We start from the raw sequence: 17,251 nt of genomic DNA, 5'->3' as shown, positions 1-17,251 counted from the left end.
ATCATATATGAGAAATCATCCCGACGACAAGCGGGATGATTCCCCCCGCCGCCTTTATTTATACCGGAATTCCTCTGTTTCAAACTGTCTGTTTTTGATGATATCCCGATAAAAGCAAGCCGATTTTTTCAGCGCCCTGCTGCGGTTGTCCTCCAATCGGATCTCAACAAGGCCGTAGCGGTTTTTAAAGGCGTTCATCGGAGAGACGTTGTCCGTGAACGCCCAAAGCATATAGCCTTTGCAGTTTGCGCCGTCTGCGATCCCTTTCATTGCCTCTCGCAAATGGGCCGAAATAAAATCGATTCTGTAGTCATCCTGAATGACACCTTCTTCATTTTTAAAACGCTCCTCATGTTCGACGCCCATCCCGTTTTCCGCAATCAGCCATTCGATATTTCCGTACTCATGTTTGAGTCTCATCGCCATATCATAGACAATTTGGGGATAGATTTCCCATCCTCTGAATGGGTTCATTTTTCTGCCGGGCAGCTCAAAGTATTCATAGTAATAAGCGGGATGAAATGGCGTTGAGTCATTCCACTGTCTTGACGGAGCTTTTACACGGCGGGGGTAATAAAGGTTAATGCCGGCAAAATCTACTGTATGCTGTTTGATGATGTCAAGCTCCGCCTCATCATGGTCAAACAGAATATCGTGTTTAACCAAGAGCTCTATCAATTCATCGGGATAGGCGCCTTTGATGCTCGGATCCAAAAAAACCCTGTTAAAAAACAAATCATAGATGCGGGCCGCTTTTTGGTCATGAGGCGCGCTTGATCTCGCATAAGTAACCTCCGGATTCAAAATAACGCCGATTTTGGCGCCTTCCAGGCAATCGGACTTGCGGGCGTGAAAAAGCCTGACACATTTCGCCGTCGCCAATGCCTTATTAAAATTCCATTGCATCCATTTTTTCGTGTTCTGCTCATATGGATATCGAATTGCATCAAGGAAAATCCGGGTTTGCGGGACAATCGGTTCATTAAAAGTAAACCAATATTTCACCCTGTCTCCATATCGTTCAAATACTTTTTCCGCATATGCCGCAAATAAATCTATGACATGTTTAGACCCCCACCCTCCGTATTTCTCCATTAAAACTGCGGGAATCTCATAATGCTCAAGGCAAATCATCGGTTCCACACCTGATGCAATCAGCTCATTGATGACATCGTCGATATAGCCTGCGTACACTTCGTCAACTTCTGCTGTTTCATAATCAATCAGAAAGCGGGACCAGTTAATCGATGTCCGGTAATGTGTCAAGCCGATCTCTTTCATATGATGAATATCCTCTTTATAGCGGTTATAAAAATCGGTTGCCACAGCCGATCCGTATCCGTTATGCCATACATGCGGGTCATTCTTGTACCACATATCCAAATAAGAATCCTGTGTCGGCCGCTTCCCGGCCCACCCCTCTGTCTGCCACGCCGACGCTGCTGCGCCGAGAATAAAATCGGCGGGAATCTTCCACGTTTGTCTCGCCATTTCGTTCGCTCCTTTCAACGCCTTTACATGGAAACATTGTTTTCAGAATTGACCGTAAGGCTTCGATTCATCAACATCACAAACGGAAGATAAATAAGGGCAGAGACGATGATGCATACGATTTGTGTGACGACGGCGCCGAGGCTTCCTCCTGTCGACAGCCAGGCGTTGATAATCGGCGGTGTCGTCCACGGCACCATGACAACGGCTTTTCCGGCAAAGCCCGCCGCTGTCGCGATGTAACCGATCGCCCCCGTCACAAGCGGCGTCACAATAAAAGGAATCGCCATTAACGGATTCAGCATGACGGGAACCCCGAAGATCACCGGTTCATTGATATTGAAGATGCCGGGACCAAACGAAATTTTTGTAATGCTGCGCAAATCCTCCCGTTTCCCCGCGATAAAAATCGCGATCAACAGGCCGATCGTGACGCCGGATCCGCCGATGCTCATGTACACATCCCAAAACGGCATCGTAATGATATTCGGAATCGATTCGCCGGCAGCGTATGCATTCATATTGACGGTAATCGAAGCGAGCAGCAAAGGCTCCCTGATCGGCTTCACCATCTGGTTTCCGTGTATGCCGATGACCCAGAAAAACTGTGCGACAAACACTAGCAGCAAAATGCCGGGAAGGCCTTGAATCGCACCCTCAAGCGGTTTTTGCACGACATTGTACACAGCTTCATGAAGGTATACGCCCGTCAGCCGATGAAAAGCAAATCCGAAGCTGGCGATGATCGTGACCGTAATAATCGAAGGAAATAAAGTGCCGAACGAGACAGAGACATTGGCCGGCACGCTGTCCGGCATTTTAATTTTGAGCCGGTCCATGCTCGAAAGCTTGCTGAAGATTTCAACAGACACAATCGAAATAAACATCCCCAAAAACAGTGACTTCGGATCCGTAAATTCCTTGGCCAGCACGTTAACCACTTCCTGCATCGAACCGTTCACTTCCAACAGCACCGTCGATGGAATGACAGAGATATAGGACATCAGCGCCATCAAGCCGGGAAAAAATGATTCATGCCCATTCAGCTTCCCGAGCTCAATCCCGATCAAAAACACTGCGCCGATCGTAATAAAGTTCAGCGTCGCATAATTGATCGAGGCCATAATCGGTTCAAGCGCAGACAAGAACCGAAAAGGCTTGAAAACCGCAAGTCCCGTCTCGGGGCTCATCACCATATTCTGCATCAGAACCGCAAACGCCCCGGCAATGATGACCGGCATCAGCGTAACAAACGCCGACTTAATGACCATGATATATTTGAAGCTTGTAATTTTAAAAGCGACCCGCTCAAACATCTCGGTCACCTTCGCCATTCTGCTCATTTACTCTCCCCCTTTTTTTGGTGGTTTGCTTTTACTTTACAATGAAAACGCTTTCTTTTCGGTGCATATTTTTTCCTTTGGGAGAGGAAATTTTTCAGGTTGGGAGGCCATCAAAGCAGACAACCCGCCGTTTCACTGAAACAGCGGGTCTTATATTTTACTGTGGCAATTGCACTTTGATCGGCTTGAACGGTGTGGAATAAAATGCACTTAAATAACCAAACTCGACATCAAGCGAATATTGGTCAAGACTGAAGTTTTTCGCTCCAAATTCACCATCTAACGTAAAGTCTGAACGGAATCGAAGTTTTTCAGGATCTAGCACTTTTGTAAAATTACCTTTTACGCTGTGTCCCTCCGGCGCCTCGTCAAAGCCTTTATAAGCCGAATCAACCAGCGACATCGTTTCTAAAAAATTTTGCATGCTGTCCATATCGATCTTAGATTGATCGACATGTTTCAAATGATAGTCGACAGACAGTTTGCTGCCGTTTTGTTTCACCTGATCAACGGCAATTTGGAAATCATGACGGTCAGCGCTCAGCACGGCGGGCGTTTTTGTGAGTGGCAGCGTTTTTTCGGAATCGCCCATACTGCTGCTCGCCTCAATCTTGAGGTATTTTGTTCCTTTATTCACTTTTTCAAGGATCAGCCTTTCTTCGTGACGAACCTTGTTTCCTTTCTTTGTACTGTCTGTCGTCCTCTGCCCGCCACTCAAATAAGGGATTTCGTTTCCTTTATCATCGGTCACTTTTATAATTGATGTACGATCGTTTGGATGTTCCTCTGAATTGGATACTTCATAGTCGATGACAGTCGATTCTTTTCCGAGAATTACCGTTTTTACGGCGAGCTTATGGCCATCAGCCGATTGTGTATTGTTTTTGGTTACGTGGAGCGTTTTATACGGCAGTTTATCAACCGGAATGTCGAACTTCCATTTCCCTCTGATTCCGTTAATATCTGTGATCGTAACCGGGAGTGTCAGTTTATCGGGAATATGTTTATCTGGATAGCCCATTTGAATGTAGCCGGTATAGCCATCCTCTGTTTTCTTTATGTCTCCTTGAGAAGCGATCGCCCATTTGCGCTCGCCATTAAATAATGTGAAATGAATCATTCTCGCTCCATCATCCAAATCTTTTCTTGTATCACTTTTCACCTTAAACGTCATACCGATGATTCCGCCGTCAAAATAAACGCTTGTCGCCGTCACGTCTATGTTGTTGCTGGACGCTTTCTCGTTCAGTTCAGTGACAAGCTGGCCCGCCACCAAGTTTTGACCGACATAGTCATGGAATTGTTGATACGCTTTCCCAAACAGCGGGACGTCAGCCAACACGCTTTGCATCGCTGGGGAAACGAAGCCGCTGCCGAGAAGGAGCACAGCGGCCGCGCCTGAAACAAAAATGGTTCGTTTCACGGCGTGCTTCGGCTGAAACCTTTTTTCCCGCTTGGCCCGATTGATGCCTTTATCGATTGATTCGCGGATTTCTTTTGTAGGAACATTGATCTTGTTTACTTCGTTTTTGAACCATTGTTTGTCCATGCGTCTTCTCCCCCAGTCAGTAGTTGTTTTAATTCAAACTTCGCTCTTTTCAAATAGGTCTTAACGGTTCCTTCAGGAGCATTCATCACCTCGGCGATATCATGTATCGGCAGGTCGTGATAATAAAATAGAATGATGGCGGTTTGATATTCTTTTCGCAACCGCTGAACGGCTTCAAGCATCCCCATTCTGTCGTCCGCATCCATCTCCTGCTCCTGGCCTTCATCCTGCAGCGGCCTGTCCATTAAAACCACTTTCTTTTTCTTGTCTAATAAGGCATATGCATGATGAATGAGGATTTTCGTCAGCCATGTCAAAAAGTATTCGGGATTCCTCAGCTGGGCAATCGATAAAAATGCCTTGTACGCCGTCTCCTGTACGATATCTAACGCGTCCTCCTTATTTCGCACATATATGTAAGCTGTTCTGTAAAGCTGATCGCTGTGCTTTTGAAACAGCATTTCAAAAGCTTTGGCATTGCCTGCGACAGCTTTCTTAACTAATCTGATTTGCTTCACTGTTGCGCCTCCTTCAAACATTAGAGAAGAGAATGGATGAGAAAAGTTTCAAAAGGACGGAATTTTTTCTCTGCATTAAAAAAATCCGCTATTTCATCAAAAATAGCGGATTCTATTTATTTCTTTGTCAGCGTCACTTTAGAAGTTCCGGTTTGGCCGTGCGGTTCCTGTTCATATTTAAGCTCTTCCCTCAGTTCATTCATACTTGATCGTTTGATTCGATAGACGGCTTCAAGCCGAACCAAATATTCGGCCCTTGTTTTGAAAGCATGAATGATTGAGATGATCCAAACGATAAGCAAGGCTTTCATAGCCAAATCGAAAAGGAACGTTCTGGCTGTAAAAGCAGCGAATAAAACAGCCGCTGCATATCCGATCCCGGCAAATAACCATTTTCTTTGTTTCGTTCGCGCTGCGATATAAATAAATGCAAACCAGCTTAAAAATCCAAAAGGAACCCATGTGAACACAAGCCAGAAAGAATGTGCAAACTCCCATTTTGTTCCTTCATTTGTATAACCTTTAGCCATTGTGATACTCCCTTACAATTGTGATGATCCTTTAGAACTATATTATACTAAATTTTCCTATACAGGAATAAAAGTTTTCGATCCGCCCGCCATGAATGATAAGATAAACATAAAACCAACAATTGGAGATGAAGGAAACATGAAGAACAAACTGATTGAACGTCTCATTTCTTATGCGAAAGTGGATACGCAGTCAAACGAAAACAGTCAGACGACGCCTTCCACTCCCGGGCAGCTGACGCTCGCCAATATGCTTGTTGAAGAGCTGAAAGAGATCGGCATGAAGGACGTCACAATCGATGAAAACGGCTATGTGATGGCGACGCTTCCTTCGAATACGGAAAAAGAGGTGCCGACGATCGGCTTCCTGGCTCATGTGGATACAGCAACAGATTTTACCGGAAAGAACGTCAATCCGCAGGTTATCGAACAATACGACGGAAAGGACATTGTGCTGAATGAATCTCTCAATGTCGTCTTATCGCCCAAGGAATTTCCCGAGCTTGCAGATTATGCGGGACATACATTGATCACTACCGACGGAACGACTTTGCTCGGCGCCGATAATAAAGCGGGAATCTCTGAAATCATGACGGCAATCGAATATTTAATTGCGCACCCCGAAATCAAACACGGGAAGATCAGAGTCGCTTTTACGCCTGATGAAGAGATCGGCAGAGGGCCCCACAAGTTTGACGTAGAGGCGTTCAACGCCACATTCGCGTATACGGTTGACGGCGGACCGCTCGGCGAACTGCAGTACGAAAGCTTCAATGCTGCAGCCGCGAAAATCACTTGTAAAGGAACGAACGTCCACCCCGGCACAGCAAAAGGAAAAATGGTCAATGCCGCCAAAATCGCGATGCAGTTTCACGCCGGACTTCCGGCAAACGAAGCCCCAGAATTTACTGAAGGTTATGAAGGCTTCTACCATCTGCTTTCGATCAAGGGCGATGTCTCTGAAACCACTCTCTCCTATATCATCAGGGATTTTGACAGAGACCGATTTAACGAGAGAAAAGAAACCGTCCAAAAAATTGCAAACGACCTTAAAGCCAAATACGGCGAAAACAGCATCACAATGGACATGAATGATCAATATTACAACATGAGGGAAAAAATCGAACCGGTCAAAGAGATTGTCGACATTGCCTATGAAGCGATGAAAAATCTGGACATCGAGCCGGTTGTGAAACCGATCCGCGGCGGTACAGACGGCTCCCAGCTCTCATACATGGGGCTTCCTTGTCCGAACATTTTTACAGGCGGGGAAAACTTTCACGGAAAATACGAGTATATTTCCGCCGACAATATGGTAAAAGCCGCGAATGTCATCGTGGAAATTGTGAAGCTGTTTGAAAAAAGAGCGTAATACGAAAAAAAGCGGAAAGCGGCTGCAAGACACGACAGCCGCTTTTTTGTCAGATCAATCTTTATCTGCGCTTTGTCGAAATAAGAACATGTTTCGGGTTAAAGCCGATTAACGTCTCACCGATGCAAAAAATTCTGCTCATTCGGCTTCATCGCCTTTCCAAATATCTTTCAACGTCCAGTAAGTGAACTCGTCAACCCGTACATTGCCTTTCTCAGAAAACAGCTCAATCCCGACTCTTCCTTCTTTGGGATATATGCGGCTGGTCATTGTCGCTTCACCATGGTTTGCAAATACTTCAATAGACGATCTGTCAAGAAACAGATGCAAAGTGAGCTTCTCCTCCGCTTCAAGCCGTACATTTCTCACACCGTCCCGCGCTTTGCCGGACTTTGAACAGTCGAGCGTCAGCTTTTGATCAACCAAGCTGTACTGGATGATTGTCTCTTCCTGATCAATCCCCCGAATCTTTAAGCCAACCGTTTCGGCACTGCAAATTGTCAAATCAAAAACGGCTACCACTTCAAGAAGCTTTTCGGCTGTCTTGATCAAATAGCTGCCGGAAATCGATTGATTGGCACATTCATGATGTTCTGATTCACGAAGTAATTGAGTCTCCTCGACGGGGTTCATTAAAATTTTGTGATCATCCTTCAACGACAATTCACGCGGCAAAGTTAATGCCCCGCACCATCCGTCTGCTTTCGTCGGCATCTCTGACTCCCACATATCCATCCAGCCAATCGCAATTCTGCGCCCTTTGTCATCCAACAAAGTTTGCACGGCATAAAAGTCATGGCCATGGTCCAATTCCTTAAAGGAGCCATGGACAAACTCATTCGTTTCTTCATCATAGTCTCCAACCAAATAGCCTGTTTGATACAGATTTTGATATGAATCACCATCCGCCTCTATACCCTGAGGGGAAATCAGCAAAATGTGTTTGCCGTCTAATTCAAAGAAATCCGGACATTCCCACATAAAGCCGAGACTTCCGTCGCTTTGGGCGAGGACGCCTGCATATTCCCAATCTACAAAGTTAGGCGAGCGGTATAAAATGACCCGGCCGACATTTTCTTTTGAGGCGTTTCCGATCACCATATACCAAGTCTCACGATGCCTCCATACTTTCGGATCGCGAAAGTGGCGGGAGCTGTCTTCCGGCGGCTCTGCGATGACAGGGTTTTCTTTCAGTTTTTCAAAGGCGATACCGTCTTTGCTGACTGCTATATTCTGATTTTGATAGAAATCGTCTTTCTCTTCATCGATCATATTATGCCCTGTATAGATTAAAGCGAGATCGCCGTTATATTCGACTGCACTTCCTGAGAAGCAGCCGCTCTCATCAAATGCATCGCCAGGGGCTAAAGCGATCGGCAAGTGTTCCCAGTGAATGAGATCCCTGCTCTTCAAATGGCCCCAATGCATCGGCCCCCAATTCTCATCATACGGATGATGTTGATAAAAGACATGATACTCCCCTTTATATTGAACAAGTCCATTTGGATCATTTATCCAGTTCGCCCGGGGCATCATGTGATAGCCCATTCGGTATCGGTGATTCACTTTTTTTCCGGCTTTCTTCAATGCTTCTTCTGCCTGCTGAATTCTATTCATCTGTGACATCCTTTCTATATATGCTTTCTTTGTAGACTTTGAACAAATTCAACGTCTTTCTTTGAGTCTAGCAAGGTGAAAATCGAAATAATGGTGAAACAAAGAACCATTGTTCCCATGATGAGATAAGTGTGGCGAAATCCGATGCTGTCGTATAAACCTCCCGCAAGCGGCGAAAAAATCGACGTGCCTACCTGGGATGCGAATTGAAAGCCGACAAGATAAAGTACGGACGAAAGACGATTATCAAAATTAGTCGCCAAATATTTAAACACCGCAATCAGCATAATCGGCAATTCTACAGCATGAATGAGTTTCATCGATGAAATTCCGACCGGTCCGCTGACAAGTCCGGAGCCGATAATGCGGAAAGCCATTAACAGCCCCGCTAAAATCAAACTTTTTTTAGGACCAAGCTTATTGACGATGAAAGGCGCAAGAAACATCATGCCCGCTTCAATGAATACTTGGAATGAGTTAAGGTATCCAAATATTTGGTTCCCCAGAGCCGGAGTCGGAAATAAGGAAGCGTAGTAAAGCGGGAACTGCTGGTCATAGACGCCGTATACGCAAGTTACGCCGATCACGTACAACATCAAAAACCAGAAATCTTTTAAGAGAAAAAGCCCTCCCACGTCTTTTAATCCGACCGAGTCTGCCCTTTCCTTTTCATCATCTGTCATCTCAATTTTTACGGAAACAATAATGGCTACCAATATGACTGCTGAAACGGAAGCAACCCAGAAGTTGATATTCGGGTCGATATTGAACAGCTGACCTGCAAAAAATGTCGCCGCAGCCCAGCCGAGGGATCCCCACATCCTTGTTCTTCCATATTCAAAGTGATATTTGCGGCTGACCTTTTCAATAAAGGTTTCAATCGCGCCGATTCCGGCGAGAAAAGCAGTTCCCAAATAAATTCCGCCGACGATAGCCCCGAGAAAGACATTGTATTGCAAAAGCGGTCCGTAGACGAAAATATAAAAGGGACCCGTAAATACGAGAAGCAAGCTGATCATAAATAATATGTTTTTCTTCAGACCGAGCTTATCAGAGATAAAACCGTACAAAGGCTGCATGCACAAAGTAAAGATAGCGTTTACAGAAAAGATAATGCCTGTCGCGGACCCGTTCAAATTGATTTCTTGCCCTAACCAAATCGCAAATAAAGAATAGCTGGAAGACCAAGTAAAAAAGAAAAAGAAAAAATAAGCGCTTAGTTTCCAATACAGACTGTTTGAGCTTTTCATTTTCATTTGCTCCTTTAACCCGATTTGGATATATCTATTTGATGCCTGTCCCTGAACCGCCGAGGCCATCTAAAATGTAGCGTTGGGCTACAATGTAGATCAGAATCAGCGGAATCGTGGAAATCGTCAAGACAGCCATTACCTGGTTCGTATAAACCGGCTCGGTGCTGTTGATGGCTGTAATCGCCACCTGGATCGGAAATTTCGACTTATCCGTCAAAACCATCAGCGGCCAAATATAGTCATTCCAGCTGCCGATAAAAGCCAATGTCCCCACAGTAGCAACAGCCGGTTTCGACATCGGCAGCATCACCCGCCAGAAAATCTGCCATGTGTTGGCTCCGTCAAGCTTGGCCGACTCAATCATCTCCCCCGGGATCGCCATGAAAAAGTTTCGGAACAAATAAATATTGAAAGCCCCGGCAAGCGCCGGCAAAATCACGGCAAGGCGCGTATCAACAAGTCCGAGCTTATGAACAATTGTAAACTGCGAGATTAAAATCGTTTCCATCGGCACGATTAAAAGCGCCAGCAATATGGTAAACAGCACTTTTTTACCTGTGAATTGCAGCTTGGCGAATGCGAAGCCCGCCATTCCGTTGATAATGACAGCTCCCGCTGCCACACACAAACCGTAAAACAGACTGTTACCGATATACATTAGTAAATCAAACCGTGACAGCACTTCCCTGTAGGATTGAAACCATTCCGACGGATGAAAAGACGGGAGAAACGCTTGAATGCTGCTGATATTGTTGTAAATATCGGCTTCCGGTTTCATCGATGAAGCGACCATCCAAATCAGCGGAAATATAAACAGAACCGCCAGCAAAACAAGGCATATATATTCCAGTATCGTTAAAGGCCCGAATTTCCTTCTCATCCGCCTTCATCCTCCTTCACCAGCTTGCGCTGCGCAAGCGTCACCAATCCAATTATCGTGCCAAACAAGAGCGCAATTGAACTTGCATAGCCGACCATCCGATCGGTAAATCCCGTTTGATAAATATAATAGACAACTGTCATCGTTGAATTGACCGGTCCCCCCTGGGTCATGACCATTGGCTGCACGAGGAGCTTAAACGCACTGATCAGCGTTGTAATAAAGATAAAAATCGACGTCGGTTTCAACAAAGGCAATGTAATATAAATAAACCGCTGCCATTTATTCATACCATCCAATTGCGCCGCCTCGTAGACATCTCCGGGAATGTTTTGCAGGCCCGCTAAAAAAATCAGCATCTGAAATCCGGCTCCCTGCCAGACTGAAACGAAAACAATTGTAAAGATCGCCTGTTCAGGACTTGTCAAAAACGGCTGTGGCGGTAAACCGACATGCGTCAGTACGTTATTGATCATTCCTTCATTCGGATTCAGCAAGTACAGCCACAAAACGGAGATGACAACAAGCGACATGACGACGGGGCTAAAGTATGCGACTTTGAAAAACGTATTGGCCTTGCGCTTTTTATTCAACAGAAGGGCCAGCCCGAGAGCGGCCCCGATCTGTAATGGAATCACAAGGACAACAAATTTCAATGTGTTGCTCAAACTTTTCAAGAAAATAGGGTCTTTGAACAATTTGATAAAGTTGTCAAAACCGACAAACTTGCGCATGTCAGGTGTTAACAAATAATAATCTGTAAATGCGTAGTAAACCGCCATAATCGAAGGAATCACGAGAAACACTGACAAAATCAGCAAGGCCGGACCTAAAAATGTATAGGCCAGCACATTGTCCCGCCACCCTATTTTATTGGCAGGGGTTTTTTTCAGCAGAAAGGCCGTCCTTGCTTCTTTCAACGGAATTTTATTCATGGCTCCACCTTCTAGTTTGCCTTATCAATGGCTGATTGCATTTCTTTTGCACGCGTATCCAGCACCGATTGAATATCCTGATGCTGATCAAAGAAGCTGATGTCATCGATCGCTTGCTGAAATGCGCGTGTCACCTGTGGATATGCCGGTGTCACCGGTCGTGCATGCCCCGTTTCTTTCAGCTGCTGCAAGAAGACATTCATTTCATCTGAGAATTCCTTTGCCATCACTTTCTCTGATGAATAGCGCACAGGCAGCGCGGCGATCGAACGGCTCAATTCCAGGTTGGATTCCTTGTTTGTCATCCAATCGACCAATTTTGCCGACCATTCCTTGTTTTCAGACGTCTGTGTCATGGCAAACTGCCAGCTTCCTGAAGGGGACACAAGCTTTTTTGTTTTTGGCGAAACAGGATACGGCATCACCCCATAATCGACATTAGGGAAATTTGTTTCCATGTCGGTTACCGTCCAGACACCGCTCATTTTCATCGGATATTTTTCCGTTTCAAACGCCTGCTTAACCGGAGTCCGGGTCGTGTAACCCTCCTTCAGCATTGTTTGAATAAATGTCATCGCTGCAACGGTCGGTTTGTCGTTAAAAACACCCTCCGACTTCTTGCCGTCTTTTGAAAGGACATCACCGCCAGCCGACCAAACAAATGGCAAAAGCGCATAAGTCAGCATTTCGTCTTTTGACTGCAACTGCATATCGATGGCCGGTTTGTCATATTTATTTTTCAGCTTTTTGCAAAGCTCAAGAAATTCGTCCCACGTCCATGGATTCTCAACCGTTGGCAGCGTTTTCAAGTCAACGCCGGCATCCTTCAGCATTTTTTTGTTATAGTAAATACCGACCGACGATTCGCTGACGCCGATCGCATACAGTTTCCCTTGGTAGGTTCCCTGTTGCTTAATGCTCGGCAATAAATCATCCTGGTCTTTGATATACTCATCCAATGGCGCAATTACGCCAGATTTCGCATAAGCCGCCGTATTCGGTCCGTCCAAAGTGATCACATCCGGCAAGGTGTTCGTTGTCAGCGCCGCGTTCACTTTGTCTTCATATCCGCCGCCGTTTCCGCTTCTGGGGATGAAATCAACTTTGGCCTTGACGTTTTCGGAGGCATACTTTTTATTAAAAGCGTCCACCCGCTTTTGATAGACCTTTCCTTCTTCACTATCATCAGATACGTGCACCCACATCGTAAGCGTTTTCCCATCTTGGCTATTTGCACTTTTGCTATTGCTGCAGCCCCACATCGCAAACATCAGTAACAACGAAAAAATTCCGAAGAGCCACCTTTTCATCTTTGTCACTTCCCCCCATTTTTCATAAATCAACAGATAAAAGCGCTTTCAAGTGAATTGTATGTCAACCGGTTTCACATGTCAACCGGTTGACATACTTTTTCCCCAATTATTCATCCCGGTACATTTCTCAGAATCATGGCATTTTCTTGCACATATCAGTCCGATTCTCTAAAATAAGTGCGTGACGAGAATTGTAAGCCATTTCAGTAAACTAGCAGGGGGAAAAGGGAATGAAGCCTAGCATTCACGACGTTGCAAAAAAAGCGGGAGTTTCACCAACAACCGTATCGCGGGTATTAAATAACCGCGGCTATATTAGTGAAAAAACAAAAGAAAAAGTCTATAAAGCGATGGAAGAAATCAATTACTTTCCAAACGATTTGGCCCGCTCTTTATTTCGTAAACGAACTCATTTAATAGGGCTCATCATCCCTAACTCCAGCAACCCGTTTTTCGGCGAACTGGCCTTTCATATTGAGAGCATCTGCGCTGCCATGGGCTACAAACTGCTGCTTTGCAACAGCTTGAACCGCAAAGACAAAGAAGAAAAATACTTGGAAATGCTGATGCGAAATCAAGTGGACGGCGTCATCGCCGTGACCTACAACAGGGGAATCTTAAACTATCATCGGCAAAACCTGCCGATTGTCGCCATCGATCATTACTTATCGGAAACGATTCCCGTCATCGGCTCCAATAACTATGACGGAGGAAGAAAAGCGACAGAACTGTTAATTGCAAAAGGCTGCCGGCACATCATCCATCTCAACGGACCAATTGAGCTGAAAACACCGGCAAATCTTAGACGAAAAGCATATGAAGATGTGATGCGACAACACGGAAGGCAGCCGATTACATATGAGGTTCCCTTTCATCAAAATTACCGGGAAATCATCTCAAAACTGTTTGATGAACAGCCTGCGGCTGACGGCATTTTTGCCAGCGATGACCTCATGGCCGCTACAGTCATCACCGAAGCAAAAAAACGTGGAAAAGACATTCCCGGGCAATTAAAGGTGATCGGCTACGACGGAACGGAAGCCGTTCAGTCCATCCTCCCGGAATTGACAACCATCCAGCAGCCGATTGAACTCATTTCCAAGACGGCCATCGAGATTTTGTCCAAAGCCATCGAAGGCGAATTCGATGATTTACCGCTGGAAACCTATTTGCCCGTACAGCTTTTAGAAGGAGAGACGACTTAAATGAATCGCACAAAAAAAGGAGACATTGACGTCTCCTTTTTCCATACATATCCTGATCTATCCAATTGTTAAAAATATAAAATTTACATTACTAACCTAAAATTTAACTTATTTTTCTAGACAAACGCATCTCCACATGATAAATTTAAAGACAAGTTTTCAAAAAATTCTAATTTTGGTACGGGGGTGCCTTTCATTGAGCGTAAGCCACTTTTTTCCTGAAACTCTAGTTGCTATTGTAAAAGACATGTTAACCAAAACCGATGGTTCAACAACCAAAGCGATTGAAACGCTGATCGGCGGCAAAGCCGAAATCGAAGTTTTTCAGCAAAATAATATTGATTATGACAAGCTGTCACCTGAAGAAGCGAGGCTGTTTCAACGCGATGATGACATCTTGTTTAGAACTTCCTCTTTGAAAACAGGCGATGATTATTTATCTTATAATTATGTCTATGTTAAAACAAACTTACTGCCGCCCGCCATCAAACAAGATTTGCAGGCAGAAAGGCTTCCCATCGGGAAAATCATTGCAGAACTGGAGTCAAGGCGTGAAATTTTCAGTACGGGCGACTGCCTGGGAAAACATTTCACACAACTTGTACCTGTTTCAGCAGACCGGACATATGCTTTTAAAAAATATCAGATTATCAGCGGCCGGCAGTGCATGTTCTATGTCTGCGAGCTATTCGATTTAGAAAAAATCTGCGAACGGACTGCGGGCTGAATCATGCCCGTCAGCTGCCACTTCATGAAAAGGCTTCCATAACCTCCCCATTCCTTCTTCCCTCAAAACAAAAACCCCTGCGAAACAGGGGCTGTTATTTATTGATACACCGTTTTCGGCACGGCAACGACCGGATTTCCGGCAGCATAAGGAGCGACATCGTATTGCTGGAAGACGATCGCAATGCCGTCTTTTGTGTAATAAAAAGCCGTGTTTTTACCAAGGACGATGTCTTTCTTCTTCACATCCGGGAAGAAAATGTCGCTGTGTTTTTGAATATAGTCGTAAATGTATGTTTTTGTCTTATCCATTTTCGATTTTGTATTTAAGATATCTGATAAATACACCCGCTTTTTAGAGGCAAGGTCATAGTTGAAAGAGCGGACTGCCGTATTTCCGTGCGCTCCGCCGGAGTAGACGTAATTACTTGTCAGAATGCTCAGCTTTTGGCCGGTCCGGTATTTCACTTCAAAGGACGTTTGATAATCTGTTTGGTATCCGTGCTGTTGGCCGTCTTTCTTGTTTTTTACATAATCTTTGTAGGACTGCTCAATATAACGTTTAAAATCTTTGTTGATCCTATTTTGGAGAGATTTGGTGCTTACATTTGCAACCTGCGGGTATTTCAAAGCCTTAATGTTTTTGTAAGTATGGCTCGTGACCGTCGGCTTTTTTTCATTTGCCGCGTGTGCAGAAGGAAGTGCGGCCGCACCGTACAGCGCAAAAAACAATACCCCTGTCATCAGCATACCTAACGCTTTAAACACTGTTTTTTTGTTCATAAGAACCCTCCTTAATCTGTCATTGTTTATCATACCCATTTTGAAATCAGGTACACATGATAGACCGGTGAACTCGCGAGAAAGTTTCTATTTTCGGAGATAAAAATTGAAAAATATTCTAATTCACCCTGTTCGTTCAGCACCTTGTTGACCATTTGAACGACTGTCTTGACAAAAAATTCACACGCTGATTCGATCCTCCGGTTTAACCGCAGAAGAAGAAAATGAAAAACCAAATAGTTTTTTTAAACCCATTGACATTTTTATAATAAGTATTAATATTAAAACTATTAAAAAATTGCATAAAAAGGTTTTCCTTATCAAGAGTGGTGGAGGGACTGGCCCTGTGAAACCCGGCAACCGCTGTCTATGACAGAATGGTGCTAAATCCTTAAGAGCATGTTCGTGCTCTTGAAGATAAGGAGGAGATTGAATATATCAAGCTCTTCCTTATCGGGAAGAGCTTTTTTATGTCTATAAAGAAAGAGGGATGAAGCATGACACAATCAACCGATGTACTGAAGCAAACGCCTGGGAAAAAAATCGGACCGTACAGAGCTGATCAGGTGGGGAGTCTTTTAAGGTCTGCGCCCGTAAAAAAAGCGCGTATTCAAAAAGCGAACGGTGAAATTAGCGCTGAACAACTGCGCGAAGTCGAAAACGAAGAGATCAAGCGCATTGTCGAAAAGCAAAAAGAAATTGGCCTTAAAGCCGTTACTGACGGGGAATTCCGCAGGTCATGGTGGCATTTCGATTTTCTTGAAGGGCTTGACGGCGTAGAAGGATATACAGCGGACAAGGGCATTCAATTTCATAATGTTGAAACGAAGCCGCGCGGAATCAAAGTAACAAGCAAAGTCGATTTTACAAACCATCCGATGCTGGAAGATTATAAATTTCTTCATGATATTGCGGGCACACATACGCCGAAAATGACGATTCCGAGCCCGAATATGCTGTTTTTCAGAGGAAAACTTGGAGAAAGCCCGTACGAGGATCTGGATGAGTTCCATCACGATGTCGCGCAGGCTTACAAAAAAGCGATCCGCGCATTTTACGATGCCGGCTGCCGCTATTTGCAACTGGATGACACGGCCTGGTCGGTATTTTTCTCAGACAAAGGACATGAGCAGATCAAAGCCTTCGGCCGCCAGCCTGATGAACTGCGCCAGTCCTTCGCCAACACGATTAATGAAGCAGTTGAAGGACGCCCGGACGATTTGACGGTCACCATGCACATCTGCCGCGGCAACTTCCAGTCAACATGGGTGGCGGAAGGCGGCTACGATGCGGCTGCAGAAACGATTTTCGACGGACTCAATTTAGACGGACTTTTCCTTGAATTTGATGACGAGCGCTCCGGCGGCTTCGAACCGCTTCGCTATGTCAAACGGAAAGACTTGCAGATCGTCCTCGGCCTGATCACATCAAAATTCGGAGAGCTTGAAAACCCGGATGATATTAAGCGGCGCATCGACGAAGCAGCTCGCTTCGTCGACCTGAACCAATTGTGCCTAAGCCCGCAGTGCGGCTTTGCCTCCACAGAAGAAGGCAACCTCCTGACGGAAGAGCAGCAATGGGAAAAACTGCGCCATGTCGTCGAGATCGCAGAAGACGTATGGAAATAACACCTCATATTTGAGACATGCCTCCTGACGGCATGTCTCTTTTTTTGCCCCTCTATACAATTTAAAATTCCTTCTTGATTTGTTCATAGTTTGATCATATTTGGCTTC

15 protein-coding genes and 1 riboswitch are annotated in these 17,251 nt (G+C 45.0%); of the genes, 4 read left to right on the top strand and 11 right to left on the bottom strand.

The genetic code is table 11. The annotated features are described in order from the left end of the window. Nucleotides 1–54: 54 nt before the first annotated feature. From LQ247_RS01090 to LQ247_RS01070, 5 genes are all read right to left on the bottom strand, one after another. On the bottom strand, nt 55–1,491 hold the full coding sequence (locus LQ247_RS01090) for a glycoside hydrolase family 1 protein (protein WP_231005465.1): 1,437 nt from the start codon (nt 1,489–1,491) through the stop codon (nt 55–57). A 23-nt stretch (nt 1,492–1,514) separates the two neighbouring features. Beyond that, nucleotides 1,515–2,834: a PTS sugar transporter subunit IIC gene (locus LQ247_RS01085; protein WP_023856928.1), complete on the bottom strand. Its 1,320-nt coding sequence runs from the start codon at nt 2,832–2,834 to the stop codon at nt 1,515–1,517. A gap of 157 nt (nt 2,835–2,991) precedes the next feature. Continuing rightward, entirely contained in the window at nt 2,992–4,383 is a 1,392-nt protein-coding gene (locus tag LQ247_RS01080; protein WP_231005463.1) for a DUF4179 domain-containing protein, read from the bottom strand. Further along, nucleotides 4,353–4,922 (bottom strand): sigma-70 family RNA polymerase sigma factor, encoded by a 570-nt coding sequence (locus tag LQ247_RS01075; RefSeq protein ID WP_035400387.1) that lies wholly within the window; start codon nt 4,920–4,922, stop codon nt 4,353–4,355. The genes LQ247_RS01080 and LQ247_RS01075 overlap by 31 nt, the downstream gene beginning before the upstream one ends. A 95-nt stretch (nt 4,923–5,017) precedes the next feature. Further along, entirely contained in the window at nt 5,018–5,431 is a 414-nt protein-coding gene (locus LQ247_RS01070) for a hypothetical protein (protein ID WP_020453473.1), read from the bottom strand. 139 nt (nt 5,432–5,570) lie between these two features. On the opposite strand from LQ247_RS01070, the gene pepT reads away from it, so the two are divergent. Beyond that, on the top strand, nt 5,571–6,803 hold the full coding sequence (gene pepT, locus LQ247_RS01065; protein WP_231005462.1) for a peptidase T: 1,233 nt from the start codon (nt 5,571–5,573) through the stop codon (nt 6,801–6,803). A gap of 138 nt (nt 6,804–6,941) precedes the next feature. Here pepT and LQ247_RS01060 read toward each other — a convergent pair whose 3' ends face one another. From LQ247_RS01060 to LQ247_RS01040, 5 genes are read right to left on the bottom strand one after another with little or no spacing between them, the layout of a single operon-like run. Next, nucleotides 6,942–8,420 carry a glycoside hydrolase family 32 protein gene (locus LQ247_RS01060; protein ID WP_231005460.1) on the bottom strand — a complete coding sequence of 493 codons (1,479 nt, stop codon included), beginning with the start codon at nt 8,418–8,420 and terminating at the stop codon, nt 6,942–6,944. Nucleotides 8,421–8,434: 14 nt separating this feature from the next. Next, nucleotides 8,435–9,670 (bottom strand): MFS transporter, encoded by a 1,236-nt coding sequence (locus LQ247_RS01055; RefSeq protein WP_231005458.1) that lies wholly within the window; start codon nt 9,668–9,670, stop codon nt 8,435–8,437. Between the two features lie 34 nt (nt 9,671–9,704). Next, on the bottom strand, nt 9,705–10,553 hold the full coding sequence (locus tag LQ247_RS01050) for a carbohydrate ABC transporter permease (protein ID WP_035338023.1): 849 nt from the start codon (nt 10,551–10,553) through the stop codon (nt 9,705–9,707). Then, nucleotides 10,550–11,488, bottom strand: a complete 939-nt coding sequence (locus LQ247_RS01045; protein WP_231005456.1) for a carbohydrate ABC transporter permease — start codon at nt 11,486–11,488, stop codon at nt 10,550–10,552. The genes LQ247_RS01050 and LQ247_RS01045 overlap by 4 nt, the downstream gene beginning before the upstream one ends. 11 nt (nt 11,489–11,499) lie before the next feature. After that, nucleotides 11,500–12,798, bottom strand: coding sequence for an ABC transporter substrate-binding protein (locus LQ247_RS01040; RefSeq protein WP_101561305.1), 1,299 nt, complete (start codon nt 12,796–12,798; stop codon nt 11,500–11,502). A gap of 233 nt (nt 12,799–13,031) precedes the next feature. Between LQ247_RS01040 and LQ247_RS01035 the strand changes: the two genes are divergently transcribed. Both LQ247_RS01035 and LQ247_RS01030 read left to right on the top strand, forming a co-directional pair. After that, a complete protein-coding gene (locus LQ247_RS01035) occupies nt 13,032–14,006 on the top strand; it encodes a LacI family DNA-binding transcriptional regulator (RefSeq protein WP_020453480.1) in 975 nt (324 codons plus the stop codon). Between the two features lie 196 nt (nt 14,007–14,202). Beyond that, a complete protein-coding gene (locus LQ247_RS01030; protein ID WP_023856919.1) occupies nt 14,203–14,733 on the top strand; it encodes a chorismate--pyruvate lyase family protein in 531 nt (176 codons plus the stop codon). Between the two features lie 98 nt (nt 14,734–14,831). Here LQ247_RS01030 and LQ247_RS01025 read toward each other — a convergent pair whose 3' ends face one another. After that, nucleotides 14,832–15,515, bottom strand: coding sequence for a DUF3298 and DUF4163 domain-containing protein (locus LQ247_RS01025; protein WP_103749441.1), 684 nt, complete (start codon nt 15,513–15,515; stop codon nt 14,832–14,834). A 314-nt stretch (nt 15,516–15,829) separates the two neighbouring features. Beyond that, nucleotides 15,830–15,939: riboswitch (SAM riboswitch) on the top strand. Between the two features lie 73 nt (nt 15,940–16,012). Here LQ247_RS01025 and LQ247_RS01020 point away from each other — a divergent pair. After that, complete coding sequence (locus LQ247_RS01020; RefSeq protein ID WP_023856917.1) at nt 16,013–17,143, top strand: 5-methyltetrahydropteroyltriglutamate--homocysteine S-methyltransferase; 1,131 nt, start codon at nt 16,013–16,015, stop codon at nt 17,141–17,143. Nucleotides 17,144–17,251 lie beyond the last annotated feature (108 nt).

Origin of the sequence: Bacillus sp. BS3(2021), assembly GCF_021043345.1 — a bacterium.
GTDB lineage: Bacteria > Bacillota > Bacilli > Bacillales > Bacillaceae > Bacillus > Bacillus paralicheniformis.
Note: the sequence above shows the minus strand (reverse complement) of the source record. Positions and strands in the feature narration are given on the sequence as shown.

Coding starts and splice junctions, on each gene's coding strand:
- LQ247_RS01090 (WP_231005465.1), bottom strand. CDS start 1,491: ATGGCGAGACAAACGTGGAAGATTCCCGCCGATTTTATTCTCGGCGCA.
- LQ247_RS01085 (WP_023856928.1), bottom strand. CDS start 2,834: ATGAGCAGAATGGCGAAGGTGACCGAGATGTTTGAGCGGGTCGCTTTT.
- LQ247_RS01080 (WP_231005463.1), bottom strand. CDS start 4,383: ATGGACAAACAATGGTTCAAAAACGAAGTAAACAAGATCAATGTTCCT.
- LQ247_RS01075 (WP_035400387.1), bottom strand. CDS start 4,922: ATGTTTGAAGGAGGCGCAACAGTGAAGCAAATCAGATTAGTTAAGAAA.
- LQ247_RS01070 (WP_020453473.1), bottom strand. CDS start 5,431: ATGGCTAAAGGTTATACAAATGAAGGAACAAAATGGGAGTTTGCACAT.
- pepT (WP_231005462.1), top strand. CDS start 5,571: ATGAAGAACAAACTGATTGAACGTCTCATTTCTTATGCGAAAGTGGAT.
- LQ247_RS01060 (WP_231005460.1), bottom strand. CDS start 8,420: ATGAATAGAATTCAGCAGGCAGAAGAAGCATTGAAGAAAGCCGGAAAA.
- LQ247_RS01055 (WP_231005458.1), bottom strand. CDS start 9,670: ATGAAAAGCTCAAACAGTCTGTATTGGAAACTAAGCGCTTATTTTTTC.
- LQ247_RS01050 (WP_035338023.1), bottom strand. CDS start 10,553: ATGAGAAGGAAATTCGGGCCTTTAACGATACTGGAATATATATGCCTT.
- LQ247_RS01045 (WP_231005456.1), bottom strand. CDS start 11,488: ATGAATAAAATTCCGTTGAAAGAAGCAAGGACGGCCTTTCTGCTGAAA.
- LQ247_RS01040 (WP_101561305.1), bottom strand. CDS start 12,798: ATGAAAAGGTGGCTCTTCGGAATTTTTTCGTTGTTACTGATGTTTGCG.
- LQ247_RS01035 (WP_020453480.1), top strand. CDS start 13,032: ATGAAGCCTAGCATTCACGACGTTGCAAAAAAAGCGGGAGTTTCACCA.
- LQ247_RS01025 (WP_103749441.1), bottom strand. CDS start 15,515: ATGAACAAAAAAACAGTGTTTAAAGCGTTAGGTATGCTGATGACAGGG.
- LQ247_RS01020 (WP_023856917.1), top strand. CDS start 16,013: ATGACACAATCAACCGATGTACTGAAGCAAACGCCTGGGAAAAAAATC.